Origin of the sequence: Pseudomonas abieticivorans (assembly GCF_023509015.1) — a bacterium.
Classification (GTDB): domain Bacteria; phylum Pseudomonadota; class Gammaproteobacteria; order Pseudomonadales; family Pseudomonadaceae; genus Aquipseudomonas; species Aquipseudomonas abieticivorans.
This window is the reverse complement of the sequence record NZ_CP094975.1, coordinates 1534152-1560239: the sequence shown is the minus strand read 5'-3', so window position 1 is coordinate 1560239 and position 26088 is coordinate 1534152. Positions and strand designations below refer to the sequence as shown.

The 26088-nt window shown below is 61.9% G+C and carries 26 protein-coding genes, 3 pseudogenes and 1 riboswitch; of the genes and pseudogenes, 17 read left to right on the top strand and 12 right to left on the bottom strand.

The features are described from left to right. Window positions 1-36: 36 nt before the first annotated feature. The gene (locus L9B60_RS07045) at window positions 37-1308 is read right to left on the bottom strand and encodes a uracil-xanthine permease family protein (RefSeq protein ID WP_249677561.1); all 1272 of its coding nucleotides are present in this window, start codon (window positions 1306-1308) and stop codon (window positions 37-39) included. Between the two features lie 2 nt (window positions 1309-1310). Further along, window positions 1311-1949: a uracil phosphoribosyltransferase gene (gene upp, locus L9B60_RS07040; RefSeq protein WP_249677560.1), complete on the bottom strand. Its 639-nt coding sequence runs from the start codon at window positions 1947-1949 to the stop codon at window positions 1311-1313. A 163-nt stretch (window positions 1950-2112) separates the two neighbouring features. On the opposite strand from upp, the gene L9B60_RS07035 reads away from it, so the two are divergent. The 3 genes from L9B60_RS07035 (at window position 2113) to L9B60_RS07025 (ending at window position 3674) form a co-directional block, all read left to right on the top strand. Then, window positions 2113-2670 carry a hypoxanthine-guanine phosphoribosyltransferase gene (locus L9B60_RS07035; RefSeq protein WP_249677558.1) on the top strand — a complete coding sequence of 186 codons (558 nt, stop codon included), beginning with the start codon at window positions 2113-2115 and terminating at the stop codon, window positions 2668-2670. Between the two features lie 177 nt (window positions 2671-2847). After that, window positions 2848-3318 (top strand): hypothetical protein, encoded by a 471-nt coding sequence (locus L9B60_RS07030; protein WP_249677556.1) that lies wholly within the window; start codon window positions 2848-2850, stop codon window positions 3316-3318. Window positions 3319-3386: 68 nt separating this feature from the next. Further along, the gene (locus L9B60_RS07025; RefSeq protein WP_249677555.1) at window positions 3387-3674 is read left to right on the top strand and encodes a PA4642 family protein; all 288 of its coding nucleotides are present in this window, start codon (window positions 3387-3389) and stop codon (window positions 3672-3674) included. A gap of 57 nt (window positions 3675-3731) precedes the next feature. Here L9B60_RS07025 and mqo read toward each other — a convergent pair whose 3' ends face one another. Next, complete coding sequence (gene mqo / locus L9B60_RS07020) at window positions 3732-5243, bottom strand: malate dehydrogenase (quinone) (protein WP_249677553.1); 1512 nt, start codon at window positions 5241-5243, stop codon at window positions 3732-3734. Window positions 5244-5858: 615 nt separating this feature from the next. Next, window positions 5859-6092 carry a hypothetical protein gene (locus L9B60_RS07015; protein ID WP_249677552.1) on the bottom strand — a complete coding sequence of 78 codons (234 nt, stop codon included), beginning with the start codon at window positions 6090-6092 and terminating at the stop codon, window positions 5859-5861. A gap of 168 nt (window positions 6093-6260) precedes the next feature. Here L9B60_RS07015 and L9B60_RS07010 point away from each other — a divergent pair. Next, window positions 6261-6840: pseudogene (locus L9B60_RS07010) on the top strand (YajG family lipoprotein). Between the two features lie 86 nt (window positions 6841-6926). Here the strand turns inward: L9B60_RS07010 and L9B60_RS07005 are convergent. Then, window positions 6927-7133 (bottom strand): hypothetical protein, encoded by a 207-nt coding sequence (locus L9B60_RS07005; protein ID WP_249677550.1) that lies wholly within the window; start codon window positions 7131-7133, stop codon window positions 6927-6929. A 142-nt stretch (window positions 7134-7275) separates the two neighbouring features. Beyond that, complete coding sequence (locus L9B60_RS07000) at window positions 7276-8442, bottom strand: 1-acyl-sn-glycerol-3-phosphate acyltransferase (RefSeq protein WP_249677549.1); 1167 nt, start codon at window positions 8440-8442, stop codon at window positions 7276-7278. Between the two features lie 101 nt (window positions 8443-8543). On the opposite strand from L9B60_RS07000, the gene L9B60_RS06995 reads away from it, so the two are divergent. The 3 genes and pseudogenes from L9B60_RS06995 (at window position 8544) to L9B60_RS06985 (ending at window position 9649) form a co-directional block, all read left to right on the top strand. Further along, window positions 8544-8732 carry a CPXCG motif-containing cysteine-rich protein gene (locus tag L9B60_RS06995; protein WP_249677548.1) on the top strand — a complete coding sequence of 63 codons (189 nt, stop codon included), beginning with the start codon at window positions 8544-8546 and terminating at the stop codon, window positions 8730-8732. Further along, on the top strand, window positions 8732-8992 hold the full coding sequence (locus L9B60_RS06990; protein ID WP_249677546.1) for a putative signal transducing protein: 261 nt from the start codon (window positions 8732-8734) through the stop codon (window positions 8990-8992). Before L9B60_RS06995 ends, L9B60_RS06990 begins: the two co-directional genes overlap by 1 nt. A 35-nt stretch (window positions 8993-9027) precedes the next feature. After that, window positions 9028-9649 (top strand): annotated as a pseudogene (locus L9B60_RS06985) (SOS response-associated peptidase). A gap of 151 nt (window positions 9650-9800) precedes the next feature. Here L9B60_RS06985 and L9B60_RS06980 read toward each other — a convergent pair. The 3 genes from L9B60_RS06980 to L9B60_RS06970 form a co-directional block, all read right to left on the bottom strand. Then, window positions 9801-10388, bottom strand: coding sequence for a TMEM165/GDT1 family protein (locus L9B60_RS06980; protein ID WP_249677545.1), 588 nt, complete (start codon window positions 10386-10388; stop codon window positions 9801-9803). A gap of 89 nt (window positions 10389-10477) precedes the next feature. Further along, window positions 10478-10600: riboswitch (yybP-ykoY riboswitch) on the bottom strand. 39 nt (window positions 10601-10639) lie between these two features. Next, window positions 10640-11638 carry a methyltransferase gene (locus L9B60_RS06975; protein ID WP_249677543.1) on the bottom strand — a complete coding sequence of 333 codons (999 nt, stop codon included), beginning with the start codon at window positions 11636-11638 and terminating at the stop codon, window positions 10640-10642. A 45-nt stretch (window positions 11639-11683) separates the two neighbouring features. After that, window positions 11684-12649 (bottom strand): 2-hydroxyacid dehydrogenase, encoded by a 966-nt coding sequence (locus L9B60_RS06970; protein WP_249677542.1) that lies wholly within the window; start codon window positions 12647-12649, stop codon window positions 11684-11686. A gap of 143 nt (window positions 12650-12792) precedes the next feature. On the opposite strand from L9B60_RS06970, the gene L9B60_RS06965 reads away from it, so the two are divergent. The 8 genes from L9B60_RS06965 to L9B60_RS06930 all read left to right on the top strand — a co-directional run bounded on the left by L9B60_RS06965 (window position 12793) and on the right by L9B60_RS06930 (window position 21628). After that, complete coding sequence (locus tag L9B60_RS06965; protein WP_249677540.1) at window positions 12793-14082, top strand: NAD(P)/FAD-dependent oxidoreductase; 1290 nt, start codon at window positions 12793-12795, stop codon at window positions 14080-14082. Window positions 14083-14093: 11 nt separating this feature from the next. Further along, the gene (locus tag L9B60_RS06960) at window positions 14094-14651 is read left to right on the top strand and encodes a helix-turn-helix domain-containing protein (protein WP_249677539.1); all 558 of its coding nucleotides are present in this window, start codon (window positions 14094-14096) and stop codon (window positions 14649-14651) included. A 41-nt stretch (window positions 14652-14692) separates the two neighbouring features. After that, the gene (locus L9B60_RS06955) at window positions 14693-16039 is read left to right on the top strand and encodes a glutamine synthetase family protein (RefSeq protein ID WP_249677538.1); all 1347 of its coding nucleotides are present in this window, start codon (window positions 14693-14695) and stop codon (window positions 16037-16039) included. A 124-nt stretch (window positions 16040-16163) separates the two neighbouring features. Then, on the top strand, window positions 16164-16793 hold the full coding sequence (locus tag L9B60_RS06950) for a LysE family translocator (protein ID WP_249677536.1): 630 nt from the start codon (window positions 16164-16166) through the stop codon (window positions 16791-16793). 135 nt (window positions 16794-16928) lie between these two features. Continuing rightward, the gene (locus tag L9B60_RS06945) at window positions 16929-18611 is read left to right on the top strand and encodes a fatty acid--CoA ligase (protein ID WP_249677535.1); all 1683 of its coding nucleotides are present in this window, start codon (window positions 16929-16931) and stop codon (window positions 18609-18611) included. A gap of 67 nt (window positions 18612-18678) precedes the next feature. Beyond that, the gene (locus tag L9B60_RS06940; RefSeq protein ID WP_249677533.1) at window positions 18679-20043 is read left to right on the top strand and encodes a DUF1329 domain-containing protein; all 1365 of its coding nucleotides are present in this window, start codon (window positions 18679-18681) and stop codon (window positions 20041-20043) included. A 139-nt stretch (window positions 20044-20182) separates the two neighbouring features. Further along, window positions 20183-20824, top strand: a complete 642-nt coding sequence (locus L9B60_RS06935; RefSeq protein ID WP_249677531.1) for an MBL fold metallo-hydrolase — start codon at window positions 20183-20185, stop codon at window positions 20822-20824. 105 nt (window positions 20825-20929) lie between these two features. Beyond that, a complete protein-coding gene (locus L9B60_RS06930; protein ID WP_249677529.1) occupies window positions 20930-21628 on the top strand; it encodes a YiaD family glycine zipper/OmpA-like lipoprotein in 699 nt (232 codons plus the stop codon). Window positions 21629-21683: 55 nt separating this feature from the next. Here L9B60_RS06930 and yihG read toward each other — a convergent pair whose 3' ends face one another. The 3 genes and pseudogenes from yihG to L9B60_RS30645 form a co-directional block, all read right to left on the bottom strand. After that, window positions 21684-22580 carry a 1-acylglycerol-3-phosphate O-acyltransferase, YihG family gene (gene yihG, locus L9B60_RS06925; protein ID WP_249677527.1) on the bottom strand — a complete coding sequence of 299 codons (897 nt, stop codon included), beginning with the start codon at window positions 22578-22580 and terminating at the stop codon, window positions 21684-21686. After that, window positions 22577-24685: a phosphate acetyltransferase gene (pta, locus tag L9B60_RS06920; RefSeq protein WP_249677524.1), complete on the bottom strand. Its 2109-nt coding sequence runs from the start codon at window positions 24683-24685 to the stop codon at window positions 22577-22579. Before pta ends, yihG begins: the two co-directional genes overlap by 4 nt. 145 nt (window positions 24686-24830) lie before the next feature. Next, window positions 24831-24947: pseudogene (locus L9B60_RS30645) on the bottom strand (DUF3565 domain-containing protein); the annotation flags it as partial. Between L9B60_RS30645 and L9B60_RS06910 the strand changes: the two are divergent. Continuing rightward, window positions 24916-25401, top strand: coding sequence for an FKBP-type peptidyl-prolyl cis-trans isomerase (locus L9B60_RS06910; RefSeq protein ID WP_249677522.1), 486 nt, complete (start codon window positions 24916-24918; stop codon window positions 25399-25401). The pseudogene L9B60_RS30645 and the gene L9B60_RS06910 sit on opposite strands and share 32 nt — an antisense overlap. Window positions 25402-25560: 159 nt before the next feature. Beyond that, window positions 25561-26043 carry a glutathione peroxidase gene (locus L9B60_RS06905; protein ID WP_249677520.1) on the top strand — a complete coding sequence of 161 codons (483 nt, stop codon included), beginning with the start codon at window positions 25561-25563 and terminating at the stop codon, window positions 26041-26043. Window positions 26044-26088 lie beyond the last annotated feature (45 nt).

The following is a 26088-nucleotide window of genomic DNA, read 5'->3' as shown; positions in this document are numbered from 1 at the left end:
GCGAAGTGCATGCCACGGTGCCTCAGGCTGGCTGCGTTACAACACCGTATCGGTCTTGTCCTTCTTCCAGCCATCATTGCCCGGCAAGATCAGGTTCAGCGCAATCGCCACCACGGCGCACAGGGCAATGCCTTTCAAGCCAAAGTCGCTCGGCCCGGTGCCGGTGCCGATCAGCACGCCGCCGATACCAAACACCAACGTCACCGAAACGATCACCAGGTTGCGTGCTTCGCCCAGGTCGATCTTGTGGCGGATCAGGGTGTTCATGCCCACCGCCGCGATCGAACCGAACAGCAGGCACAGGATGCCGCCCATGACCGGTACCGGGATGCTTTGCAGCAGCGCGCCGAATTTGCCGATGAAGGCCAGGCTGATGGCGAAGACCGCCGCCCAGGTCATGATCTTGGGGTTGTAGTTCTTGGTCAGCATCACCGCGCCAGTCACTTCCGCGTAGGTGGTGTTGGGCGGGCCGCCGAACAGGCCGGCAGCGGTGGTGGCGATGCCGTCACCCAGCAGCGTGCGGTGCAGGCCGGGGTTTTTCAGGTAGTCGCGACCGGTCACGCTGCCCACGGCAATCACGCCGCCGATGTGTTCGATCGCCGGCGCCAGGGCCACCGGTACGATGAACAGGATCGCCTGCCAGTTGAACGCCGGCGCTGTGAAGTGCGGCACGCCCAGCCAAGGGGCGGCGGCGATCTTGGCGGTGTCGACCACGCCGAAGTAGAACGCCAGCGCAAAGCCGACCAATACGCCGGAGATGATTGGCACCAGGCGGAAGATGCCTTTGCCAAACACGGCCACGATCAGCGTGGTCAGCAATGCCGGCATGGAGATCAGCATCGCGGTGCTGTACGGGATCAGTTCCGCGCCATCGCCAGCCTTGCCCATTGCCATGTTGGCGGCAATCGGCGCCATGGCCAGGCCGATGGAGATGATCACTGGGCCGATCACCACCGGTGGCAGCAGGCGGTCGATGAAGCCGGTGCCCTTGACCTTAACGGCCAGGCCCAGAAAGGTGTACACGAAGCCAGCCGCCATGACCCCGCCCATGGTCTCGGCCAGGCCGAACTGGCCCTTGGCGAGGATGATGGGGGTGATGAAGGCGAAGCTTGAGGCCAGGAACACCGGCACCTGGCGCCGGGTGACAATCTGGAACAGCAACGTGCCAAGGCCTGCGGTAAACAGCGCCACGTTGGGGTCGAGACCGGTGATCAGCGGCATCAGCACCAGGGCGCCGAAGGCCACGAACAGCATCTGCGCGCCAGAGAGAATCTGCCGCCAGAGCGGGTCGTTGAACTCCTCGGGCATGCTCAAGCGTCCTTCTGCTTGGTGCCGAAGATCTTGTCACCGGCATCGCCCAGGCCCGGGATGATGTAGCCGTGTTCGTTCAGGCGCTCATCTACGGATGCGGTGTAGATCTGCACGTCCGGGTGGGCTTTCTCGACGGCGGCGATGCCTTCCGGCGCGGCTACCAGCACCATGGCGCGGATGTCTTTGCAGCCGGCTTTTTTCAGCAGGTCGATGGTGGCGACCATGGAGCCGCCAGTGGCCAGCATCGGGTCGATGATCATGGCCAGGCGCTCGTCGATTTCCGGGACGAGTTTTTCCAGGTACGTGTGCGCTTCCAGGGTCTCTTCGTTGCGGGCCACGCCCACGGCGCTGACCTTGGCACCGGGGATCAGGCTGAGCACGCCTTCGAGCATGCCGATGCCAGCACGCAGGATCGGTACTACAGTGATCTTCTTGCCGGCGATTTTCTCGACCTGCACGGTGCCGCACCAGCCTTCGATGTCATAGCTTTCCAGCGGCAGGTCCTTGGTGGCCTCGTAGGTCAGCAGGGCTCCGACTTCCTGGGCGAGTTCGCGAAAGTTCTTGGTGCTGATGTCGGCGCGGCGCATAAGGCCGAGCTTGTGGCGGATCAGCGGGTGGCGGATCTCACGGATTGGCATGGGGAAAGGCTCCGAGGCGGGCAAAAAAACGGCGCTAGATTAATCTATTCAGCTGGCAGTGTCGTCAGGACATCATGCACGTTAGTCCAGAAATGCTTGATCTGTGCCGAGCGGATGCGTACCTTTGCCCGCTTTTCTTGAACCGCACCCCCTGGAGAGCGACATGTCCGCTGATCTCGAGCACATCCGTCAAGTCATGCGCGAGGCTGACTGCCTGTACACCGAAGCTGAAGTCGAAGCGGCGATCGCCCGTGTCGGTGCGCAAATCAACGAACAGCTGTCGGAAAGCAACCCGGTGGTGTTCTGCGTGATGAACGGCGGGCTGATTTTTTCCGGCAAGCTGCTCACGCATCTGAACTTCCCGTTGGAAGCGTCCTACCTGCACGCCACCCGCTACCGCAACCAGACCAGCGGCGGCGATCTGTTCTGGAAGGCCAAGCCTGAGGTGTCGTTCATTGACCGTGACGTGCTGATCATCGACGACATCCTCGATGAAGGCCACACCCTGAGCGCGATCATCGACTTCTGCAAGCACGCCGGTGCCCGTGCCGTGCACACTGCCGTGCTGATCGACAAAGACCACGACCGCAAGGCAAGCCCGGACCTGAAAGCCGATTTCGTCGGCCTGCCGTGCATCGACCGTTACATCTTCGGTTATGGCATGGATTACAAGGGCTACTGGCGCAACGCGGCCGGGATCTATGCTGTGAAGGGCATGTAAGACCGCGTTGCTCGGTTCGCGGATAAATCCGCTCCTACAGAACGTTCAGCCACCTTGTAGGCGCGGATTCATCCGCGAACCAGACGCCGCCACCCGTAGGAGCGGATTTATCCGCGAAGCCCTCCCCGCTAAACCCCGCCATGCTAGAGTGCGCAGCTGCCCCCAAGGAGCTCGCCCATGCGCATGATGATCGCTGCCCTCGCTCTGTCTACAACTTTGCCGTTGGCCGCCGCGCCGATGCATTCGCAGTTTCTGCCCCCCGATGACCTGGCCCTGCGCCAGGAAAAGCCCGAACAACAACAGTTGCTGCAAGTCACCGACTTTGCCGTGGTGGTGGGTGATCAGCGCCAGTCCAATCAGCAACCGATCCCGGTGACGTCCTCGCTGTTTATTCGCCTCAAGGGCAAGCCCTTGAACAAGGGCGCCAGCGTTAGCGAGGTGTTGCTGACCTTTGACGCCGAAAGCAAAAGCTTGAAAAAGCCGGTGTTCGATGACGCCACCAAGCGGCTGACGCTTAACTACCCCCTGACCCAGTACCGGGTGATCATGGACCTTTTGCGCAACGACACCGTGTACGTGCAGTTTCTGACCTACGCCAACGGCCATATCTGGGCTGACTTGCATACCGGCAGCGTACGCGCGCGTTGAGCCTGCGCCCTTGAGGGGGGTAAACTGCCCGCCCCGTGAAAAACCGTGATAGCGAGTTGGAGTCGGCAATGCGTAAAGACAAAAAGCAGTTGATTGGTGACGAGATCGGCGATGCGCAGATCAAGTTGTTCCTGGATTTCGAACCGGTCGATGCCACTTCGCCGTCGCTGCACAAGCTGATCAAGGCCTACCGTGGCCTGCGTGTCGATGATTTCGCGCGCTTCCTGGTGTTTTTCAAGGAGGCCGGCCTGGACCTGGACGGTAAGGACGAGCACGGCAATGACTTCGTTGCCCTGATCAAGGACCAACGCAATGCCGAGGAATACATCGAGCTGATCGCCAACGCTCGCGGCTGAAGCCGATATTGCAGGCATAAAAAAACGCCCCGCAGGGCGTTTTTTTATGGGCGTTGCTTAAGCGTAGCTTTCAGTCGGGCTGTTGTGCTCGACCAGCTCCAGGCACTTGTTGCTCTGGGTACTGACCCGGCGATACAGCGCCGCATCGGTTTCCAGGGCTTTTTCACGGGCCGGGAAGATTTCCTTGAGCTTGGTGGTCCAGGCTTCGCCGCGGTACTGCTCGGGGAAGCAGCGCTCGATCAAGTCCAGCATGATCGACACGGTGACCGAGGCGCCGGGGGAGGCGCCCAGCAGGGCGGCGAGGGAGCCGTCCTTGGCCGCCACCAGTTCGGTACCAAATTGCAGCACGCCGCCTTTCTTTGGGTCTTTCTTGATGATCTGCACCCGTTGGCCGGCCACTTCCAGGCGCCAGTCTTCGGCCTTGGCCTCGGGGTAGAAGCGGCGCAGGGAGTCCAGGCGCTGTTCCATGGACTGCATCACTTCGCTCATCAGGTACTTGGTCAGGTCCATGTTGTCCCGCGCCACGGCCAGCATCGGGCCGATGTTGCCGGCACGAACGGACTTGGGCAGGTCCAGGAACGAGCCATGCTTGAGGAACTTGGTGGTGAAGCCTGCGTACGGGCCGAACAGCAGCGACGTCTTGCCGTCGACCACGCGGGTGTCCAGGTGCGGTACCGACATGGGCGGTGAACCCACCGCAGCCTGGCTGTAGACCTTGGCCTGGTGGCGCTTGACCACTTCCGGGTTGTCGCAACGCAGCCACTGGCCGCTGACCGGGAAGCCGCCGAAACCCTTGCCTTCCTCGATGCCCGACAGTTGCAGCAGCGGCAGGGCTGCGCCACCTGCGCCCAGGAACACGAAGCGGGTATCGACTTCACGGCTGTTGCCGCTGTTCACGTCCTTGATGGTGACGGTCCAACCGGCGCCCTTGCGGGTCAGGTTGGTGACACGCTTGCTGTACTTGACCTGGGCGTCGGGGGCGCTGGCCAGGTGTGCGAGCAGCTTGTTGGTCAGGGCGCCGAAGTTCACGTCGGTGCCGCCCATCACGCGGGTGGCAGCGATGGCTTGGTCCGCCGGGCGGCCGGGCATCATCAGCGGCATCCACTCGGCCATCTTGGCCTTGTCTTCGGTGTATTCCATGTCGTCGAAGGCGTGGTGCGGCTTGAGGGCCTCGTAGCGCTTCTTGAGGAAATCGACACCCTTGTCACCTTCCACGTAGCTCAGGTGCGGCACTGGGCTGATGAAAGACTTGGATGAGCCGAACGTGCCTTTCTGGGTCAGGTACGCCCAGAACTGCTTCGACACCTCGAATTGGGTGTTGATGTGCACGGCTTTCTTTATGTCGATGGAACCATCGGCAGCCTGCGGCGTGTAGTTCAGCTCACAGAGGCCAGCGTGACCGGTACCGGCGTTGTTCCAGGGGTTGGAACTTTCCGCGGCACCCGAGTCCATCAGCTCGACGACTTCCAGCTTGATCGCCGGGTCGAGCTCTTTGAGCAGTACTGCCAGGGTGGCGCTCATGATGCCGGCCCCAACCAATACCACGTCCACTGCTTCGTTATGCGCCATTAACGCGTCTCCAAAATCTTCAGCACCAAATTGACAGCACAGGATCCCGATACTCTCAGCAGGCCAGGATCGCCATATCCGACTCTTCGCAATTTTTTGCAGCTTCAGCGGACGCTACCAACCGGCCCATGCAGCTCATATGAACGCATTTTCGGGGCTGGTGGGCAATTCGACTTAGGTCAATGCGCCCGCTGCTACTTGCCGATCGCTATCACGACCCTGCCAGGCAGGAGCCGCAACGCCGATCGCCGTGGGCTGATCTGGACGTTAATGAAGCATTTACTGATGCAAAACTGTTCATTTGCTCGCCACACTCTTGTGAAGTTGTGAAAACCGTTTTTTTTCACGCTCTTTTGGAGCCGTGAACCTCAAAAAAGCTACCGGAACGAACAGGCAGCGGCAGGTCCAGCGAGGGGCGAGGGGTGCCGAAAACGCGGGCACACCGGCATCAATGGCCTGTGTGGGCGGCTCTCTGTGGGGCGTGCGGGGGAGCTGAAGCAGTGCATCAGCGGTACTGCGAGGCCCGATCAGGAGACGTCCTTATAATCGGGGGGAGATTATAACGATGAAACGAGGAGAATTGATCTTAATTCGGGAGTTTTCTTTTTCAGCGCGTCAAGAGGGCAGGGCGTGGTGGATCCGCGCACCCCTGCAGGGCACGTGAATGAGGGCTTGCAGCGGTAATGGCCGGTCCAGCCAGCCGAGGCGGATTTCGTCGGTTTCTACCCAATGGCCGCCGGTGGGCATGTGCAGGCACTGCTTGAAGGCCTGGCAATGGCCCTTGGCATCCAGGCGCACGAAGTAGCGAGTACGGGGGGTGGAGAACAACCAGGACCAGAGCGCTGTCATGCCGGCGTACCTCGGTAGGGAATGTATCGAAGAGTGCCACCCAGGGATGACACAGGCGTTACAGGAACGCTTGCAAACACATCCGGTCAAAGTTTTGTTCACTGGTTTGGCGGGCCTTCGGGCCGCTATACTGCGCAGCTATTAGTGCCTATTCCAGGAGAGATGAGCATGTTGCAACGCCTGTTGTTCGGTTTGATCGCGGTGGCCACCCTGACGTTGGCCGGTTGTGCCAACAGCCCGCAACAACTCAGCCCCCAACCCAAGCTGACTTCGCAGCTGGCAGCCGTCGGCCAAGGCCAGCAAGTGACGGTGCGCGTGGTCGATGGGCGCAAATCGCAAACCCTGGGCACCCGCGGTGGCCTGTACCCTGAAACCAGCGCCGTGACGGTCAATGGCAGCGACGTGTTGCCCAAGCTGCAAGCCCAGGCCGAAGCCGCCGTGCGCCTGCTGGGCTATACCCCGACGCAGGGCGCAGGCCCCCAGTTGACCGTGACCCTGGCCGACCTCACCTACCAGTCGCCTAAAGAAGGCATGTACGTGACCCAAGCCACCATCGCCGCCACCTTCCGCGCCGATGTGAACAACAACGGCCGTCACTACAGCGGCCGTTACGGCGCGTCCCTGGACCAGCGTTTCGGCATGGCTCCTAACCAGGAAACCAATACCAAGCTTGTCAGGCGACGTGTTGAGCGATGCGTTGACCCGCTTGTTCAAGGACCCGACCGTGGGGCAGATGCTCGGTCAGTAAGTCGTCAGAAATACAAAAGCCCGCGGATTGCCAGCGGGCTTTTTTTTGACTGGTTCGCGGGGCAAAATCCGCGAAATGACCTGGGCTCAGGCCGCCTCCACATACAAATCCAACATGCTGATCCCCGTCCCGGCATCCAGCTCCGGCCAGTCCGTGTGCTGGTGCCCACCCAATGCGCAATACACCAGCCAGTTACGGTCCTGCACATTGAAGGCCAGGCCATCGATCAAGGCTTCTTGCTCATCGCTCTGGGCGATCAGGTAAAGGCGGTCCTGGTTCTGTGCATGCAGCATGACAAACTCCGTGTCGGGTCCATGTGGGTGGTGCAACAGCCTGTCCTGTTTAGATGACGTGCGTGTGACGGCGGGAATTAGTCTTTCTGGCCGCAATGAAAAAGGCGTCCCGAAGGACGCCTTTTTAACCAGCCCGTTGCGTTTACAGCGCCAGCCCTGCCTTGACCCGGTACTGGTTGCGTACGGGTGTGGCGTACTGCAGCACCAGGTACGGCCGATGTTCCGCCGGGCAAGCTTGCAGGCGGCGATTCCATTCTTCGCGGGCCTTGGCCAGTTCGTCGGCCGGGAACAGCGTCTCGGCTGCAGGCACCTGCACGTTGGCGTCGGCGTCAGCCCACTGGGCGTAGGCCAGGTAGTGCGCCGGAAACAGGCGGTAGCCCGCCAGGATCTGCCGGTCGATTGCCACGGCCAGTTGCTTGGTGTCGTCGAACGCTTGGCTGATCGGCGCGGCAAAGTTGACGTGCACCCGGCCCTTGTAGCCGGTGATGCCCTGGGCAATGCTCACGTCGTCTTCGCCCGGCGCCTTGGCATAAGTGCCGGTGGTGGCGCGGATGTACAGCTCGCGTGCCTTGGCCTGGTCGCACGGGTCGTATTCGTAGCTGATCGACACCGGCGTCAGGTTCAGCGACTGGATGACTTCGCCAAACGGCTCGTCCTTGCGGCTCATGTGGAACATCTTCAGGATCGCCGAGTCGGTACGGTCATCGCCGTCCTTGGCCCGACCCTCGGCCTGGGCGATCCAGATCGAGGCGCAATCGGTGCGGATCGAGTGGTTGATGTAAGCCGACAGCAGTTGATACGCCGCCAGTTTTTCACGCCGGCCGCTGATGGAGCGGTGCACGATAAAGCTCTTGTTCAGGCGCATCAGGTCGCTGACGAAGGGCTTTTGCAGCAGGTTGTCGCCGATGGCGATGCGCGGGGTGGGCAAGCCTGCGTGGTACACGGCGTAGTTGACGAAGGCGGGGTCCATCACGATGTCGCGGTGGTTGGCCAGAAACAGGTAGGCACTGCCCGACCTGAACTGCTCGACACCGGTGTAGGTCACACCATCTGTGGCCCGGTCAATGGTGTGGTCCACGTAGAACTCGACTTTGTCCTGCAGCGTGGACACGCATTTCACCCCGGCGAACTCGCGGCGCAGCCGATGAGCTATAAGAGGTTTGAGCAACCAGCCGAAAGCACCGGCCAGGCGCGGAAAGCGAAAGTGGGTGAGGATGTCGAGAAACGCCTGATCGCTGAGCAGTCGTGCCAGCACGGCAGGCACCTCGGCGTCGTTGTACGGTCGGATGGCATCGAATTCGCCCATCATGCTCTCTTGTTGGAAACGGCTAGTGTAATGATAAGGGGCGCGGATAATGCCCTTCAAATAGACCGGCGATTATACGCACAAGTCACCATGGGGAGACGGCCATGCTCTTTCAGGAAAGTGAAGCGGTAGAGTGTCCATATTGTGGTGAGACCATCGAGGTGATGATCGACACATCCGGCGGTGATCAGGAATACATCGAGGATTGTTCCGTGTGCTGCAAGCCCATACGGTTCATATTGCAGGTAGGGGGCGATGAATGGATGCTCGAGGTTAAAGGCGAAAACGATTGATGCAGCGCATATATGATCCGGAAAGCCTGATGGAAGCGGAAATGTTGCTGGGCATGCTCGACAGCGAGGGCATCGTCGCGCACCTGGTGGGCCGCGACCTGGTGGGGGGCATTGGCGACCTTCCGGCCATCGGCCTGTTGGGCCTGACCGTGGCCAATGACCAGGCCGGGTACGCACGGCAGTTGATCGCCGAGTACAATGCCGCCTTGCCGATGCCGGGCGAAGAGCCGGACAGTTTCCCCGGCACCCTGGTCTGCTGACAGGCAGGCCAGCCATTTGAAGAGTTTTTTGCCTAATGTGTGGACGTTTTGCGCTGTTTCGTTGGTCACCGGCTTTCGCGGCCCTGCCTGGGTTCCCGCAGGACCAGCAGGCCCAGTGGAACATTTCACCGGGTGATTCGGTGCTGATGCAGCGCAACATCGGCGGCGAACTGCAATTGGCCCGTGCCCGTTGGGGCCTAACCCCGCCCTGGCTCACCGATATGTCCCGCACGCCGGCCCACGCCCGGGCCGAAACCCTGGCCGAGCAGCCGATGTTGTCGCGAGCCACTGCGCCTGCGCCGTTGCCTGTTGCCTGCCAACGGCTTTTACGAGTGGCGCGGCACGGTGCGCAAGCGGCCCTACTGGCTGACGCCGGGTGAGGGGTCGTCCCTGTTTTTTGCAGCATTATGGGAGGCTTATCCCGTGCAGGAGCAGGTGTGGCTGAGCACGGCGGTGGTCACCCAGGCTGCGGTCAACCAGCGCCGGCCCTTGATATTGGACGCCGCAGGCCAGGCCGCCTGGCTGGACCCGGAAACGCCCCTGCCGGTGCTGCAATCGCTGCTGGCTGGTAATCCCGCGCCCCTGCGCGAGCGGGCGCTGGCCAACCTGGTCAACGACCCCAAGCTCAACGCCCCTGAGTGCCTGACGCCGGGCTGAGTGTAGATTTTCCGATGCAACTGGCTTGGCGCTTTGCGCCAATCGCCTCATCAGTCTGCACCCGGCGTCCGCCAGCCGGATTACCTCGTTGCAAGCGGCCGCTCCCCACCCTGTGGGAGCGGATTTATCCGCGAAAAGAACGACGCGATCGCTATGGCACCCAACCGCTAACCTCCATCGCCTTGTAAACCGCGACCACCGCCAGCACGAAGAACGCGGTCGCGGCCAACCGGCGGATCATGGTCAGCGGCAGCTTGTCGGCGGCAAAGTTACCTGCCAACACAACGGGCACGTTAGCGATCAGCATGCCCAGGGTGGTACCGATGATCACCAGCAACAGGTGCGGGTACTGCGCTGCCAGCATCACCGTGGCCACTTGGGTCTTGTCGCCGATTTCGGCCAGGAAGAACGCGATCAGGGTTGTCAGGAATGGCCCGAAGCGGCGGGCGTTGCTGGCTTCGTCGTCATCCATCTTGTCGGGCACCAACGTCCACAGCGCGGTGGCGGTAAAGCTCGCGGCCAAGATCCAGTGCAACGTCGCATCCGAGAAGAAACTGCCAAACCAGGCCCCCACGGCCCCGGCTGCAGCATGGTTGGCCAGGGTGGCGGCGACGATGCCGGCGATGATCGGCCAGGGCTTGCGAAAGCGCGCGGCCAGGATCAGGGCAAGCAATTGAGTCTTGTCGCCGATCTCGGCCAGGGCCACGATCGCGGTAGGGACAAGTAGAGATTCCAACATCAGGGTTTCCTATGGGGGCGGGATCGACACGGCTATGACACGTACAGCCTCCCCGCCCCGGGTAAGGTGTTCGTGTCATAGGTCTTGTCAAACCCTGAGCCCGTCTGATGCGGGCTGTGGGTCGCACGCGCCATGGCCTGTGGGCCAAGTATGTTGACGCGTGCCGGACGAGCATGGCGCTCGTGGGAGACTACTCCCCTAGGACGGAGCGGATTCTGCCTAGGCAAAACCGATTCGGCAAGCCTAATTTTTCAACCGCGTTTTGCGTTATAGATTTTGAAGCCCTGGCCCTCGGCAACGGTTGTGCAGTTGCCCAAGTGCGCCTCGATCAGTGGCTGATAGCGCAGGAAGCTGTTGGCCACGATGCGCAGTTCACCGCCTTTTTTCAGATGTTGGGCAGCTTTTTTCAGCATGTTCTCCGACGCTTGGTAATTGGTGTGCACCCCGGTGTGGAACGGCGGGTTGCTCAAAATGGCGTCCAGGTACAGCGGTGCGGCGTCGATACCGTCGCCGGTGATCACCTCGGCTTCCAGATTGTTGGCGGCCAGGGTCAAGCGGCTGCTGGCGGCGGCAAAGGCGTCCACGTCCAGCATCGTCACGCTGTTTTGCGGGTAGCGGCGTTTGAGCGCTGCGCCGAGTACCCCGGCACCGCAGCCGAAGTCCAAGATGTGACCGGCTGGCAGCTTGTCGAGGTGTTGCAGCAGCAATGCGGTGCCGCGGTCCAGGCGACCGTGGCTGAACACCCCGGGCAGGCTGATGATGTTCAACGGGCCTTCGGGCAGTGGCAGTTCGTAGTGTTCGGCCAGGCTTTGCAGCTCTACCGCCACCGGTGGGTTTTCGACGGTGACCTGCCACAGCTGGCAGTGGCGGGCGCTGTCGAGTTTGCGTGGGCGACCAAAGGCGTGCAGCTGCTTGGCCGCGCCCTCGATGCCGCCGCGCTTTTCGCCCACCAGGAACAGCTCGCGCCCACCCAGGCGCGAAGCCAAGGCGTTGAGCAGGTAATTGGCCAGGTCGCGAGACTTGGGCAAGAACAACACGGCACCTTCGAACGCTTGCGTCGGGGCGTTCACGCCGAAATGGCTGCGCCCGGCAAAGCGTGCGTCCAGCGCCGCCTGATCGCCGGCGTGCCAGCACCAGCCGTTGGCCGCAGGCAGTTTGCCCAGCAAGTCATCGGCAGGCAGGCCGGCCAACAGCAGTTGGCCTTGAAACAAATCAGCCTGACGAAGCAGGACTTCACTGCGCGGGTCCATGGGCGGCTCCTGAAAAAAGGGCGCAGTCTACCAGAGCCGTTGGCCTCAGCTGACCACTCGCTGCGGCGCCCCGGCGAAAAACCCCGAGGCGTTCTCGCTTAACTGGCCGACGATGCGCTGCCGGGCTTCGCGGCTGCCCCAGGCGCTGTGCGGGGTGATGATCAAACGAGGAATATCGTCGGCCAGCAAGGGGTTGCCATTGACCGGCGGCTCCACGCTGAGCACGTCGGTGGCTGCGCCTGCCAGGTGCCCGCGGCGCAAGGCATCGGCCAGCGCCTGTTCATCGATCATGCCGCCGCGGGCGGTGTTCACCACGAACGCGCTGGGCTTGAGCAGGGCCAGTTCGCGGGCGCCGATCATGTTGCGGGTGTGCTCGTTCAGCGGGCAGTGCAGGGTCAAGGCGTCGATCTGCGGCAGCAACTCGTCCAGCGCCAGGCGATCTGCACGCGGCGGGCGCCCCGGCAATTGGCCCAGCAGCACGCGCATGCCGAACGCTTCGGCCAGTCGCGCCACCGCGCTGCCCAACTCGCCATGGCCAAGCAGGCCCAGGGTCTTGCCTTCCAGCTCGACGATGGGGAAGTCCAGCAGGCAGAACTGCTTGGAGCGTTGCCATTGGCCGTCGGCAATCGCCTTTTGATAATCGGGCAAGCGGGTGGCCAGGGCCAACAGCAACATCAGCGTGTGCTGGGCCACCGACGGTGTGCCATAGCCCTGGCAATTGCACACGGTGATGCCCTGGGCGCGAGCGGCGGCCAGGTCGACGTTGTTGGTGCCGGTGGCGGCAATCAGGATCAGCTTCAGGTCCGGGCAGGCCTTTAGCGTTTCGGCGGTCAGCGACACCTTGTTGCTGATGGCCACCTGAACACCCTGAAGGCGCTCGACCACTTGCTCCGATGCGGTAGCACCGTACAGTGTCAGGTCGCTGAACTGTTGTTCGAGGGCCTTGAAATCCAGGTCACCCAGGTCCAGCGAGGTGTAGTCGAGGAACACGGCACGGCGGTCAGCACTCATCAGCATCAGCTCCTTTTTGATTGCGAAAAATCCTACATGATTAAACCCGGATTTGCCGTGAAAGGACATCAAGCTTGGCTTTATGAAAATTAGCTGGTAGTTTTTCATGAAATAAATCGACTTATATTTCATGTGAGCCGCTGATGTTCAAACAGTCCGCGCAGCACCCGCAAACCTACTACGCCGCCAGTTACCCTGGCGCCATCGCGCTGCGGCCCCGATTGCGCGGCGAGTTGCAGTGCGACGTGCTGATCGTCGGCGCAGGTTTCAGCGGCTTGCACACGGGGCTTCGGCTGGCGCTGGCCGGCAAGCGCGTAGTGATCCTGGAAGCCAGCCGCGTGGCGTGGGCGGCGTCGGGGCGCAACGGCGGGCAGGCATTGCTGGGTTGGTCGTGTGACATGCCGCCCCTGGCAAAGGCCTTGGGCCAGGAGCGTACCCGGCAATTGTGGGACAGCATGTGCTGGGCCGCCGAAGAGCTGCGCGAGCTACCACAACGTCACGGTTTCGAGGTCGATTACCGGGTGGGCAGCCTCTGGACGGCAGTGCGCAAGAATCGCGTGCACGTGCTGCAAGAGGCCCAGCGCGAATCCCGTGACCTGTGGGGCTATGACCAGTTGCGCTTTATAAGCCGCGAAGAAATGCCCGAATGGATCGCCAGCGAGCGCTATCAGGCTGCGCTGTATGACCCACAAGGCGCCCACCTCAACCCACTGAAGCTGGCGCAGGGGCTTGCCAGCGCGATAGAGACAGCCGGCGGGCAGATTTTCGAACAAAGCCAGGTGCTTGGCTACCAGGCGAATGCCGGCGGTTTTATCGCCAACACCGATGCCGGCAGCGTGCGCGCCGGGGTTTTGGTGCTGGCCTGCAATGCTTATGTCGACACACTCGACCGGCAACTGTCACAGCGCCTGTTGCCGGTAGGCTCTTATCAAGTAGCGACTGCGCCGCTGAGCCCCGACTTGGCTCGTTCGCTATTGCCGCGCAACAGTTGCGTGATCGACAACCAATTCGTGCCCGACTATTTCCGCCTGACCCCCGACCATCGCCTGCTGTTCGGCGGTGGCTGCACCTACCTGGGCGGTATCCCCAAGGACGTGGCCAAGGCCACCCGGCCTTATCTGGAACGGGTATTCCCGCAATTGCGCGGGGTGGCGCTGGACTATGGCTGGGGTGGGCATATCGACGTCAGCATGAAACGCACGCCGGATGTCGGCCGTGCGGGCAATCGCTATTGGCTGCAGGGTTTTTCCGGGCACGGCGTGTTGCCGACCCTGGCCGCTGCGCGTGCGGTCAGCGATGCCATCCTGGGTGACCAGGCATTGCTATCGCTATACCAGGGCATCGACAATCCGCGCTTTCCTGGCGGCTCGTTGCTGGCCGCTCCGCTGGAGGCGGCGGGCAAGGCCTGGTACCGCCTGCGTGATGTGATCTGATGGACACCCCCATGAACCTGCAAGAAGAAGTCGAAAGCCTGGCGATCCTGATTCGCGACCTGCGCAAGCACAAGAACCTGACCTTGGGCGAACTTGCGAAAAAGATCGATCGCTCGGTCGGGTTCCTGTCTCAGGTGGAGCGCGGCATTTCCCGGCCCACGGTGGCAGACCTCACGGCCATCAGCGAATGCCTGGGCGTGCCCACCACCTATTTCTATGCGCTGGACAGGCCGCGCACGACACCCTGGGTGACCCGCCCGGGCGAGCGACGCACCCTTCACTACGCCGGTGGCATTACCGATGTATTGGCGTCGCCGACCATCGCGGGCGGCTTTTCGATGCTTGAGAGCCATCTGGAGCCGGGCGCCACCAGCGGTGACGGCCACTTGAATGACAGCTCCGAGCAGGGCGGCTTTGTGCTCGAAGGCCAGTTGACCCTGTGGCTTGAAGGCAACGAAGCGCCTGTCACCCTAGGTCCCAACGACAGTTTCCAATTACCGGCCCATGCCCAGTTTCGCTACGCCAACCTGACCGATACCCCCACGCGAGTGCTCTGGGTGTTCAACTAAAGCCTAAGCCGAACACGGCACCGGCCTATAAGGATAAAAAGATGACCCCCGCCTTTCCCGACCTGCTCAGCGAAGTGCGTGCCTTTCGCGCGCAACATCCCCAGGTGAGCTATGTCGATCTGATTGCCCTGGACATCCCCGGGCATTTCTACGGCAAGCGCTACCCGGTGGACATGTTGGAAAAGGTCGCGGCCGGCAGCCCGCTGAAATTGCCGCAAAACTGCGTGCTGCTGGGCGTGCAGGGCGGGTTGCACCCGATTGGCGACTACTGCTTTAACGATGGCGACCCCGATGCGCCGCGTCGGTTGATCCCGGGCACGCTCAAACCCGTGCGCTGGGAAGGGCAGCCCCTTGGCCAGATGCTGATCAGTTCGGACGGCACCGCGTCACCCATCGAGTTCGAGCCAAGGGAGGTGCTGGCCCACGTGCTCAAGCGCCTGGAACAACGAGGTATTCGCCCGGTGGTCGCGTTTGAACTGGAGTTCTACCTGTTCGACCGCAAGCTCAAGGATGGCCTGCCGCAATTCCCCCGCGACGGCTATACGGACGATGAAGACAACCAGCCCAACATGCACATCGAGCGCCTGACACGCTTTAGTTCGGTATTGCACGAAATGGTCGAGGCGGCCAACGAGCAAGGCGTTGAAGCCAACGTGATCACCGCCGAGCTGGGCCCCGGGCAGTTTGAAATCAATTTTGCCCATAACGAAGATGGCTTGCAGGCGGCCGATTGGGCCGCGCTGTTCTGCCGCAGCACGCGGGGTGTGGCGCTCAAGCACGGCCACCGGGCCAGTTTCATGAGCAAGCCCTACCTCAATGCGCCCGGCAGTGGCATGCACGTGCATGTCAGCTTGTATGACGCTGCGGGTAACAACCTATTGGCGGCCGACGGCCAGCGCCCACTGCGCCACGCCGTGGCCGGTTGCCTGGCACTGCTGCCCCATTGCATGCCGATCTTTGCCGCCAACCACAATGCTTTCCGCCGCTATGGCGCCATGGTCAACGCTGCCAGCCGCGCCAGTTGGGGCTTGGAAGACCGCGATGCGTGCATCCGCATACCAGAGTCCGACCCACGCAATTTGCGCATCGAGCACCGCCTGGCCGGTGCCGACGCCAACCCATACCTGGTGCTGGCCGCCATCCTCACGGGCATTGAGCATGGCCTTGACGCCGGGCTTGAACCCATCGCGCCACTGAACGATGACCGCCAGAGCGGCATCGATTTTCCCAAGGACATGCTAAGCGCGGTGGCTGCCATGCAGGGCCACCCTGCCGTGCGCGAAGGCTTGGGCGAGGAATTCGTGATGGTGTACTGCGAGAACAAGCGCCAGGATCACCTGGCGTTCATGGATGAAGTCAGCGCCCGTGAATACCGCTGGTTCCTGTAGGCGCGGTCTTTATCCGCGAGAAGCGCACTGCGGTTTCCCTGACAGACCGCAGCGATCTTTTCGCGGATAAATCCGCTCCTACGGGGTATTGTGTTGGCTTTGGAATCTGCTGTGGGAGGCCCCCGTGTACTGGACTGAATTCTTGACCGTTGCCCTGATTCACCTGCTCGCCGTTGCAAGCCCCGGCCCTGATTTTGCCGTGGTGGTGCGCGAAAGCGTGACCCATGGCCGCCGCGCCGGTACCTGGACGGCATTGGGTGTGGGCTCGGCGATCTTCCTGCACGTGGGCTACTCGTTGCTGGGCATCGGCCTGATCGTGTCGCAGTCGATCGTACTGTTCAACGTGCTCAAATGGCTGGCCGCCGCCTACCTGCTGTACATCGGCTTCAAGGCCATCCGCGCCAAGCCGGCGGCGCCTGCCACCGAGCAACTGCACGCGGAGCCTGCAGTGCGCACCCCCAAGGAGGCGTATGTTGCCGGGTTCATGACCAACGGCCTGAACCCCAAGGCCACGTTGTTTTTCCTGTCGCTATTCACGGTGGTGATCAACCCCCATACCCCGTTGTGGGTGCAGGCCGGTTACGGCGTTTATTTGGCGGTGGCCACGGCCGTGTGGTTCTGCCTGGTGGCCATGCTGTTCAGCCAACAGCGCGTGCGGGCGGGCTTTGCGCGCATGGGCCACTGGTTTGACCGCACCATGGGCGCGGTGCTGATTGCGCTGGGCGTGAAAATCGCCCTGACGGAAATGCATTGATTTCACAGGAGTTTGTCGCGGATCGCGACGCACAGTAGTGTTTGCAAATCATTCCACCGGTTGATTTGGGCGTCATGAAGAGGTACAGAGTGTTTAGGTTCTCGCCAAATCCTTGCACTCAGATAAGGGATCTTCATGATGCAGACTCGCGTTATTCCGCCAGCTGATGGCGCCTACGAATATCCTTTGTTGATCAAGCGGCTGCTGATGTCTGGCAGCCGCTATGAGAAAACCCGCGAGATCGTCTACCGCGACAAGCTGCGCTATAGCTACCCGACGCTGTTCGAACGGGTACAGCGCTTGGCAAACGTGTTGACCGAGGCGGGCGTGAAGGCCGGTGACACCGTGGCAGTGATGGACTGGGACAGCCATCGCTACCTGGAATGCATGTTCGCCGTGCCGATGATCGGCGCGGTCATCCACACCATCAACGTGCGGCTGTCGCCCGAGCAGATCCTGTTTACCATGAACCATGCCGACGACCGGCTGGTATTGGTCAACAGCGACTTCATCGGTTTGTACAATGCCATTGCGCCGCAACTGACCACTGTCGAGAAAACCCTACTGCTGACCGATGGCGAGGACAAGTTGGCCGACCTGCCTAACCTGGTCGGTGAATACGAGCAATTGCTGGCCGCTGCCAGCCCCCTCTACGATTTCCCGGATTTCGACGAGAACTCCGTCGCCACCACTTTCTACACCACCGGCACCACCGGCAACCCCAAGGGCGTGTACTTCACCCACCGCCAGTTGGTGCTGCACACCCTGAGCCTGGCCACGGTGATCGGCAGCGTCGACAGCACGCGGTTGATGGGCACCAACGACGTGTACATGCCCATCACGCCGATGTTTCACGTACACGCCTGGGGCGTGCCCTACGTGGCGACCATGCTCGGGATCAAGCAGGTGTACCCCGGCCGCTACGAGCCGGACATGTTGGTGCAACTGTGGCAAAACGAGAAAGTCACGTTCTCCCACTGCGTGCCGACCATCCTGCAGATGCTGCTCAACTGCAAGACCGGCCAGGGCGTGGACTTCAAGGGCTGGAAAATCATCATCGGCGGCAGCTCGCTCAACCGCGCGTTGTACGAAGCCGCCAAGGCCCGTGGCATTCAGCTGACCGCAGCCTACGGCATGTCTGAAACCTGCCCGCTTATTTCCGCGGCACACATTAACGAAGAGCTGCTGGCCGGCAGCGAAGACGAGCAGATCACCTACCGCATCAAGGCCGGCGTGCCGGTGCCGTTGGTGGAGGCGGCGGTCATCGATGCCGAAGGCAAGTTCCTGCCCGCCGATGGCGAATCCCAAGGCGAACTGGTGCTGCGCGCCCCCTGGTTGACCATGGGTTATTTCCGCGAGCCGCAGAAGGGTGCCGAGCTCTGGGAAGGCGGCTGGCTGCACACCGGTGACGTCGCGACGCTGGACACCATGGGCGTGATCGACATTCGCGACCGCATCAAGGATGTGATCAAGACCGGCGGCGAGTGGGTGTCGTCCCTGGACCTGGAAGACCTGATCAGCCGCCACGGTGCCGTGCGTGAAGTGGCCGTGGTAGGCATCCCCGACGCGCAGTGGGGCGAGCGCCCGTTTGCCCTGTTGGTGGTGCGCGAAGGCCAGCAGATCGGCGCCATAGACTTGAAGGAGCACCTCAAGCCGTTCGTCGAGTTGGGGGCCCTGAGCAAGTGGGCCATCCCCAGCCAGATCGCCGTGGTCACGGAAATCCCCAAGACCAGCGTCGGCAAGCTCGACAAGAAAAAAATTCGCATCGACATTGCCCAGTGGCAAGCCACCAACAGCAGTTTGCTGTCTACGCTTTGAGCCCCGCCCGCCGTGCCCGACCGGGCACGGCACCGCCAATAAGAAAACACCGTTCAGGACGATCTCTATGCGCATCAGTCACCCTCTGCTGCACGCGTGTGTGCTTGGCTTCTCATTGCTGGCAGGCGGGGTAATGGCCGCAGTCTCTGCACAGGACGCGGCCCAATTGGGTGCCACGCTGACACCCATGGGCGCTGTGAAGGCTGGTAATGCCGACGGCACCATCACCGCCTGGAGCCCGATGGCCAAGACCGCGGGCACGGTCGACGCCAGGGGCTTTCTGGCAGACCCCTATGCCAATGAAAAACCACTGTTCACCATCACCGCGCAAAACGTCGATCACTACCAGGCCAGGTTATCGCCGGGCCAGGTGGCGATGTTCAAGCGCTACCCGGACAGCTATCGCATGCCGGTGTACCCCACGCATCGTGGCGCCACCGTGCCGGACGAGGTAAACGCCGCCATCAAGCGCAATGCCACCGAGTCGCAACTGGTGGCGGGCGGCAACGGCCTGGAAAACTTCCACACGGCCATCCCGTTCCCCATTCCGCACAACGGCCTGGAGGTGATCTGGAACCACATCACCCGTTATCGCGGTGGCAGCGTCAGCCGCCTGGTCACCCAGGCCACGCCGCAGCAGAACGGCTCCTACAGCCTGGTGTACTTCCACGACCAGTTTGTGTTTCGCGACAAAATGAAGGATTTCGACCCGAACAACCCCGGCAACGTGCTGTTCTATTTCAAACAGGAAGTGACCGCCCCCTCGCGCCTGGCCGGTGGCGTGCTGCTGGTTCACGAAACCCTGGACCAGGTCAAGGAACCGCGCCTGGCCTGGATCTACAGCGCCGGCCAGCGCCGCGTGCGCCGCGCCCCGCAAGTGTCCTACGATGGCCCGGGCACCGCCGCCGAAGGCTTGCGCACCTCCGACAACCTGGACATGTTCAACGGCGCGCCCGACCGCTACGACTGGAAGCTTGAGGGCAAAAAGGAGATGTACATCGCCGAGAACAGCTACAAGCTCGACTCGCCCACCCTCAAGTACAGCGACATCATCAAGCCCGGCCACATCAACCAGGACCTGGCCCGCTACGAACTGCGCCGGGTATGGCACGTGGTCGCCACCCTGAAGGAAGGCCAGCGGCACATCTACGCCAAGCGCGACTTCTACATCGACGAAGACACCTGGCAAGCGGCGGTCATCGACCACTACGACGGCCGCGGCCAACTCTGGCGCGTGGCCGAGGCCCATGCCCAGGATTACTACAACGTACAGGTGCCGTGGTACACGCTTGAGACGTTGTACGACCTGCAGTCCGGGCGCTACCTGGCGTTGGGGATGAAGAACGAAGAGAAGAAGGCCTACGATTTCGGCTTTACCGCCAATGCGGCGGACTTTACGCCAGCGGCGTTGCGCCAGGATGGGGTGCGCTGACGGCGCGGACTTCTTCGCGGATAAATCCGCTGCTACAGAGGGGTCCCGCGGCCTGTAGGCGCGGATTTATCCGCGAAGCATTCACCCTCCATTTCCGCGACAATACTGCCATTCAATTCCGCAGCCGGAGTCATTCACCATGACGACCCCACCCACGCTCATCCGCGAAACCTTCCCCGTCGGCCCGTTGCAGTGCAACTGCACCATCATCGGCGACCCGATCACCAAAAAAGCCATCGTGGTCGACCCCGGCGGCAACCATGAACTGATTTTGGCGCGCCTGGATGCGCTGGGCCTGAAGGTGGTGAGCATCATCCACACCCACGCGCACCTGGATCATTTCCTGGCGTCGGGGCAGTTGAAAGAGAAGACCGGCGCCACTTTGCATCTTCATAAAGAGGATCAATTCCTCTGGGATAATCTGGAAATGCAATGCCAGATGTTTCGCGTGCCCTACACACCGGTGCCGTCCCCGGACCGTTGGCTGGAACACGACGAAGAGCTGGCCTGCGGCTGTGGCGTAGCCCTGCACACGCCGGGGCATACGCCGGGTTCGATGAGTTTCTGGTTCGCCGATGCCAAGCTGTTGATCGCCGGCGACACGCTGTTCAAGCGCGGCATTGGCCGCACCGATTTGTGGGGCGGCGATCAGGCGACTATCGTACGTTCCATCAAGCAACGGTTGTACAGCCTGGATGAAGGGGCCACCGTTGTGACCGGGCACGGGCCTGATACACGGCTGGGGGATGAGATGCGGGAAAATCCTTACGTGCGGGCCTGAGTTTTAATTCACGGAATTTTTTCGTGTGGCGGCGATCCAATCCGCGCAGTGGTCCATGTGTGCGATCTGCCGCTGCACCTAATTTGAAAGTACAGGAGCGTCCTGATGTTCACCGCCACTCGCGTGATTATTGCTGCCACCGCTGTTGCCTTGCTAGCCGGCTGTGCATCGCAAAACCCCTATGACAACCAGGGCCAGGCCCAAGGCTCCAGCGGCATGAGCAAGACCGCCAAGTATGGCGGCCTGGGCGCGCTGGCCGGTGCCGTGGCCGGTGCTGCCATCGACCACAACAACCGTGGCAAGGGCGCGCTGATTGGCGCCGCCGTGGTGGGTGCCGGCGCGGCCGGTTATGGCTACTACGCCGACAAGCAGGAAGCCGCCCTGCGCGCGAGCATGGCCAACACCGGCGTGCAGGTGCAACGTGAAGGCGATCAGATCAAGCTGATCATGCCGGGTAACATCACCTTCGCCACCGACTCGTCGGCCATCGCCCCAAGCTTCTATTCGCCGCTGAACAACCTGGCCAACTCGTTCAAACAGTTCAGCCAGAACAGCATCGAGATCGTCGGCTACACCGACAGCACCGGCAGCCGCCAGCACAACATGGACCTGTCCCAGGCCCGTGCGCAGAGCGTGGCCACCTACCTGACCTCGCAAGGCGTGGATGGCTCGCACCTGTCGGTGCGCGGCGCCGGCCCCGACCAGCCGATCGCCAGCAATGCCGACGCCAACGGCCGCGCGCAAAACCGTCGGGTAGAGGTGAACCTCAAGCCGATCCCTGGCCAGCAGTACCCGCAGCAGTAAGTTGACCGGATAAAAAAACCCGCCGTGTTGGCGGGTTTTTTTTGGCCGGCAGCAATCAGTCATGCCGCCCGTGCAACTCCCCAAGCTGCACGTCCTTCTCATCCCACATCCGGTTGATCCACTGCTGGAACTCTGCCCGGTACTGCGCATCCTGATCATAGCTTTTGCCCAGGAACTGCGCCGGGATCGGCGTCTCGCGAATGTGCACCACCACTTCCTTGACCCGACCGCACAGCAGGTCCCAGAAACCGGGGCGGCCGTGGGGGTAGTGCAGCGTCACGTCGACGATCGACTGCAACTGCTCACCCATGGCATCGAGTACAAAGGCGATGCCACCGGCCTTGGGTTTGAGCAGGTAGCGAAATGGCGATTGCTGCTGCTTATGCTTGCCTTCGGTAAAGCGCGTGCCTTCGACGAAGTTGAAGATGGCCGTGGGTTTGCCTTCGAACTTGGCACAGGTGCGGCGGGTGGTTTCCAGGTCCTTGCCTTGTTTTTCCGGGTGCTTGGCCAGGTAGGCCTTGGAGTAGCGCTTCATGAACGGGAAGCCCAGCGCCCACCAGGCCAGGCCGATCACCGGCACCCAGATCAGCTCTTGCTTGAGGAAGAACTTCAGCGGGCGGATCTTGCGGTTGAACACGTACTGCAGCACCAGGATGTCGACCCAACTCTGGTGGTTGCTGGTGATCAGGTAGGAGTGCTGGTAGTCCAGCCCCTGCATGCCCTCCACGTGCCAGCGGGTGTGGTTGAGCAAGGTCATCCAGCCTTTGTTGTTGCTGATCCAGGCCTCGTGGATGTGCCGCATCAGTTCGTCGGTGATGCGTTGCGCCGTGGGGAACGGCAGGCACAGCTTGAACAGGCTGACGATGAACAACGGGGTGCAGCAAACGATGGTGTTGAGCGCCAGCAGCAGCGAGGCCAGCACGCCTCGCAATGGCGGTAAAAAGTCCTTCATGGGGCGTCCTGAAATTCCGCGCTACGGTTGGCCTGGATGGCAGTGAGGGCGATGGTGTAGACGATGTCGTCGACCTGGGCGCCGCGCGGCAGGTCGTTGACCGGCTTGCGCAGGCCTTGCAGCATGGGGCCCAGGCTGACGCAGTCGGCGCTGCGTTGCACGGCCTTGTGGGTGGTGTTGCCGGTGTTCAGGTCGGGGAACACGAACACCGTGGCACGGCCGGCTACCTGGCTGTCGGGCGCCAGTTGGCGGGCGATGGTTTCGTTGGCGGCGGCGTCGTATTGCAGCGGGCCGTCGATCAGCAAGTCGCGCTGGGCTTCCTGGGCCAGTTGCGTGGCTTCGCGCACTTTTTCCACCTCTTCGCCGCTGGCCGAATTGCCGCTGGAGTAGCTGATCATTGCCACCCGGGCCGGGATGCCGAAGGCTTCGGCGGAGTCGGCACTTTGCCGGGCGATTTCCGCAAGCTCGGTGGCGCTGGGGTGCGGGTTCATCACGCAGTCGCCGTACACCAGCACTTGCTCGGGGAACAGCATGAAAAACACCGATGACACCAGGCTGCAACCCGGCGCGGTCTTGATCAGTTGCAGGGCCGGGCGGATGGTGTTGGCGGTGGAGTGCACCAGCCCCGACACCAGCCCGTCGACCTCGTCCAGCGCCAGCATCATGGTGCCCACCACCACGTTGTCTTCCAATTGCTGCTCGGCCATCGGCGCGTTCAGGTTCTTGCTTTTGCGCAGGGCCACCATCGGTTCTACATAGCGCTCGCGCACCCGTTCCGGGTCGAGAATCTCCAGGCCTTCGGGCAATTCGATGCCTTGGGCACGGGCAACGGCGTGCACGTCTTCAGGCTTGGCCAGCAGCACGCAGCGGGCAATGCCGCGGGCCTGGCAGATGGCGGCGGCCTGCACGGTCATCGGCTCGCTGCCTTCGGGCAGCACGATGCGCTTGTTGGCCAATTGCGCCCGTTGGATCAACTGGTAGCGGAACACCGCTGGCGACAGGCGCATTTCCCGTGGCGTGCCGCAGCGCTGGTGCAGCCAATGGGCATCGAGGTGGCCGGCGACGAAATCGGTGATGATCTCGGCACGTTCGCGGTCGTCGATGGGGATTTCCTTGTTCAGTTGGTTCAACTGGTTGGCCGTGTCATAGGAGCCCGTGCTCACCGACAACACCGGCAGCCCGGCCTGCAGCGCGCCGCGGCACAGGTCCATGATGCGCGGGTCTGGCAGGGTGTCGCTGGTCAGCAGCAAGCCGGCCAACGGCACGCCATTGAGGGCGGCCAGGCTCACGGCCAGGATGATGTCGTCGCGGTCGCCCGGGGTCACCACCAGCACGCCCGGCTTGAGCAACTGCAGGGTGTTGAGCACGGTACGCGCGCAGATGATGATCTTGGACATGCGCCGCTGCTCGTAGTCACCGGCGTTGATCACCTGGGCACCCAGCAGGTCGGCGACATCGCGCGTGCGCGGCGCGTTGAGGTCGGCCTGGTAGGGAATGCAGCCCAGCAGGCGGAAATCGCCACTGCGCAGCAACGGTGAATGCTCTTTCAGGCGGGCGGCAAATTGCTCTATGGTTTCTTCGGTGCGCACCTTGTTGAGGATCACCCCGAGCACTTTCGGATCCTTCGGCCCACCGAACAATTGCGCCTGCAATTCCACCCGGCCTGACAGTTCGGCCAGTACTTCGTTTTCCGGCGCGGACACCAGAATCACCTCGGCGTCCAGGCTCTTGGCCAAGTGCAGGTTGACCCGCGCGGCGTAACTGGCGTGCCGGGTGGGCACCATGCCTTCGACGATCAGCACGTCCTTGCCTACGGCCGCTTCCTGATACAGGGCGATGATCTCTTCCAGCAGCTCGTCCAATTGGCCATCGCCGAGCATGCGCTCCACGTGGGCCAGTGCCAAGGGCTTGGGTGGGCGCAGGCCGTGGGTGCGGGCGATCAGTTCAGTTGAGCGCTCCGGGCCAGTGTCGCCTGGGTGTGGCTGGGCAATGGGCTTGAAAAAACCGACCTTCAGGCCAGCCCGCTCCAGGGTGCGAACCAGGCCCAGGCTGATGGAGGTCAGGCCGACGCCAAAATCGGTCGGCGCGATAAAAAATGTTTGCATGCGAGCTTCTCGAGTGAGCATTGCATTGGCGTCAGCGTATGGTTCGCTGATCGCTCGAATCAGCTGCCAAGGGTATCGTCATCCGCCCCCTGTGTGCATCTGCCACAGGCAAAGCTTTGCGCAATTGGCAGATTCGCGGCGTGGGCCGTTGGTCAGTGTTCCGTTCGCTTTCAGGCGATGGCTTGGTTACACTTGAGCGTTCTACATTCTTATGCAAAAGGTCTCGCCCCATGCTGATCGCCGCCAACAAGGCTGTCTCCATCGACTATACCCTGACCAACGACGCTGGTGAGGTCATCGACAGCTCCGCCGGTGGCGCGCCACTGGTCTACCTGCAAGGCGCAGGCAACATCATCCCGGGCCTGGAAAAAGCCCTGGAAGGCAAAACCGTTGGTGACGAGCTGCAAGTTGCCATCGAGCCGGAAGAAGCCTACGGCGAGTACCTGGCCGAACTGGTCAGCACCCTGAGCCGCAGCATGTTCGAAGGCGTCGACGAACTGGAAGTGGGCATGCAGTTCCACGCATCCGCGCCAGACGGCCAAATGCAAATCGTCACCATTCGTGACCTGGACGGCGACGACGTCACCGTCGACGGCAACCATCCGCTGGCCGGCCAACGCCTGAACTTCAAGGTCAAGGTCATCGACATTCGCGATGCCAGCCAGGAAGAAGTTGCGCACGGCCACGTGCACGGCGAAGGTGGTCACCACCATTGATCTGAGCCCCACAGCCCGGATTGACTGAAAGGCGCCTGTACCAGACTGTCGCGTATTCCACGGAGTATTCAACGGCTTGGACAGGCGCCTTTTTAGTCTGCTAGTGTCCAGTTACGTCCGCGACGTTTTACAGCAGGGATTTGGAGAGGGGAGTTCGTCATGAGTATTTTCCACGACCTTAAGTTGCAGGCCCTGGATGGCCAGGAGCTGCCCTTGGCGCCCTTGAAGGGCAAGGTGGTGCTGGTGGTGAACGTGGCCTCCAAATGCGGTCTGACACCGCAATACGCCGCCCTGGAAAACCTTTACCAGCAATTCAAAGACAAGGGCTTCAGCGTATTGGGCCTGCCGTGCAACCAGTTTGCTGGCCAGGAGCCGGGTACCGAACAGCAGATTCAGGAGTTTTGCAGCCTGAACTACGGCGTGACCTTTCCATTGAGCAGCAAGCTTGAGGTCAATGGGCACGATCGTCATCGCCTGTACCAATTATTGGCAGGCGAGGGCGCCGAGTTCCCTGGCGACATTACCTGGAACTTCGAGAAGTTCCTGGTGGGCAAGGATGGGCGGGTGTTGGCCAGGTTTTCGCCACGCACCGCGCCCGATGAGCCTGCGGTGGTGCAGGCCATCGAGAAAGCGCTGGGCTGATATACCGAGTGGGGTTTTTCGCGGATCAATCCGCTCCTACGGGCG